4 protein-coding genes are annotated in these 2409 nt (G+C 61.3%); 1 reads left to right on the top strand and 3 read right to left on the bottom strand.

All coding sequences use genetic code 11. From position 1 onward, the window contains the following. Positions 1-714 (bottom strand): NAD(P)/FAD-dependent oxidoreductase (locus tag ACOSYY_RS16490; RefSeq protein ID WP_421663825.1); only part of this gene is annotated, 714 nt, incomplete at its 3' end. Between the two features lie 157 nt (positions 715-871). Next, positions 872-1225, bottom strand: a complete 354-nt coding sequence (locus ACOSYY_RS16485) for a hypothetical protein (protein WP_421663823.1) — start codon at positions 1223-1225, stop codon at positions 872-874. A gap of 118 nt (positions 1226-1343) precedes the next feature. Between ACOSYY_RS16485 and ACOSYY_RS16480 the strand changes: the two genes are divergently transcribed. After that, the gene (locus ACOSYY_RS16480; RefSeq protein WP_421663821.1) at positions 1344-1862 is read left to right on the top strand and encodes a DUF1499 domain-containing protein; all 519 of its coding nucleotides are present in this window, start codon (positions 1344-1346) and stop codon (positions 1860-1862) included. A gap of 281 nt (positions 1863-2143) precedes the next feature. On the opposite strand, the gene ACOSYY_RS16475 is transcribed toward ACOSYY_RS16480, so the two are convergent. After that, positions 2144-2409 (bottom strand): hypothetical protein (locus ACOSYY_RS16475; RefSeq protein ID WP_421663819.1); only part of this gene is annotated, 266 nt, incomplete at its 5' end.

Raw genomic sequence — 2409 nt, 5'->3', positions numbered from 1 at the left:
GGTCTTCACCGCGGTCACGCGGCCGTTCTGCATCTCATAGCCGATCACCTCCGGCCCATAGCAGCGGCGCACGCCGTACTGATGGCATTTCTGGTCCAGGCCCCAGACCGCCATATGGGTGCCGGCATAGCCCGACGGCTTCTCATGCAGCACCAGGTCGGCCCGCTCGGTGTTGAAGTCCGGCCAGATCTTCTTGAGGAAGCTCTTGGCGTCCTTGCCGATATAGAGGTCCGACGGATAGCCCTGGTCGTTCTGCGACTTGTGCAGGGAGATATAGTCGCTCTCCTGGTTCGCCTCGCCGACCGAGACATAGCCCACCTGCTGGAAGCCGAAATTGACGGGATCGGATTTCCACACCTTCACGCTCTCCCGCAGGATCGCGTGCAGCGGCTTGGTCATGTAGAGGTTGCGCACGCAGCCGCAGGCCAGCCCCGTGGCGCCCGCGCCGGGACCCGCCTTGTCGATCAGCACCACGTCGGAGCCCTTCCCCTTGCCGCTCTCGCTCAGGTACTTCGCCAGGTGATACGCCGTCGACATGCCATGCATGCCCGCCCCCACCACCACGAACTTCGCCCCGTCGGGCAGCTTGCTCACGTCATGCAGCGGCACCACGGCCGGATTGACCGGCTTGCCGTTCTTGGTGGGCGGCAGGGGGCGTTCCCCGAAGGGGTAGAACTGGTTCTGCTGGGTGGCGTTGGGGGCCTGCCGGACCATTGGGGGATTTCCTCTGTGGGGACAAAATTTTTATGCTGTTGGCTTGGGGTGACAGCGGCGCGAAATATAGGGGATGGCCGCCGGAGGGTCCAGGCAAGCGATGCGAGGAGAATCCCGATCCGCCGGGCCACTCAGGCTCGTGGCAGGGTTCGACTCCTCAATCCGGTTGTTGAACCTTTGCTTTGGGAGTTGGCGCCAAGCGAGCGTCCCCAAGCGTCGGTCTCTCGGGCAAATCTGGCTGAATGTTGCGAGCCACGACGTAGTTTTCAGTTTTCCTGAAAAAGCTTGCCATCGCGTCGATATCTGTCTTGTACGACAAGAGTTCCTTCTTCAGATCCTTGTCTTTCAAGCGCATTGCGTTTGGATGCTCGTCGAACCAGCTTGGAACTACTTGGATTGTCTTTTGGTCTAGATCGAGCATCACGCTGTACGGCGCATGAACAGCGTATTGTCCAAGAGCTTTCGGTAGCGTCGAAGAGCCGATCCAAGTTTGGCTCTTTGTTGCTGCCATGGTCCATTGGCGGCTCCGAACGGCCTGACTTAATGACGAACTAGTCGAGTGGATTCTAGTGCAATGTGATCAGATCTGAAATGCCGGCAGAACCTGGGAGAGGTCCGCAGTTTAGTTGATGCGATTGTTGCGAAAACTACTTGTTCTTAGTGTTGCCGTCCCCATCGCCCTCACCGCCGCCTTCTTCCTCATCGGGCCGGAGCGGGTGTGGGAGCAGTTCGGCCCGGCGGATCTGGGGCCGGTGGCATTCGAGACGCTGAAGCGCCGCGACGCGCCGAACGATGCGCTGGCCTGTCCAACCGGCGTCTGCCGGGCGCAGAGCGACCTGACGCCGCCGGAATATGCCGTCGATGCCGCGAAACTCCGCGCCGCCTTCGCCAAGGCGATCTCCGCCGAGCTGCGCATCACCGCTGTCGCCACCGACGCCACCACCATGATCGACCGCTACATCCAGCGCTCCGCCCTCATGCGCTATCCCGACACCATCGTCGTGCAGTTCTTCGACCGGCCCGGCGGCCGCTCGACGCTCGCGCTCTATTCCCGCTCCCAGCTCGGCCATGGCGACATGGGCGTCAACCGCGCGCGGCTCGAGCGCTGGCTGGCGAAGCTCGGCGAGATCGCGCCGGTGGTGGAGTAGGGAAGAAAGCAAGTGGGTTCACGCGGAGACGCGGGCGGCACGATGCTTCGCATCGGCCTGGGGACGCGGAGAAGAGGGAGAAATCGACCAGACCGAATGTAGCTGGAGCATGGAGACAAGGATTGTTGCGCGCCTTCGGCACGCGGAAACAAGCTTGCTCACTCTAGCCGGAAATTCACAGTTGGCTCGGCATCTCCGCGCCCTCCGCGCCCTCCGCGCCTCCGCGTGCCAATTCTTGCTTTCTTTGAAATCCCGGCCCCTTGAATATGTGGAATGCGTTCCTACATCGGAGGCCGCCGCGGATCGCCTTCGCGGCCTCGATGTTGGACATTGTCTATCGGAATACCGTATGCGTCCGCGCGCCCAGCGCAGGCACGACGGCGAAGCGATTCCCTTGCATGGCATCGTTCCCTGGAATCAGGGACCCTCGGAATCGTGCATTTTAGTGGATTGCCTAAGCGGATCAGCGCTTTGCATGCGCGGAAAATGGCGCGAAATGTCACATCGCCACGACAAATCTTCTTCGTGTCCTTTGTGACTTTGTGGT

This window comes from Nitrospira sp. BLG_2 (assembly GCF_049222245.1).
Note: the sequence above shows the minus strand (reverse complement) of the source record. Positions and strands in the feature narration are given on the sequence as shown.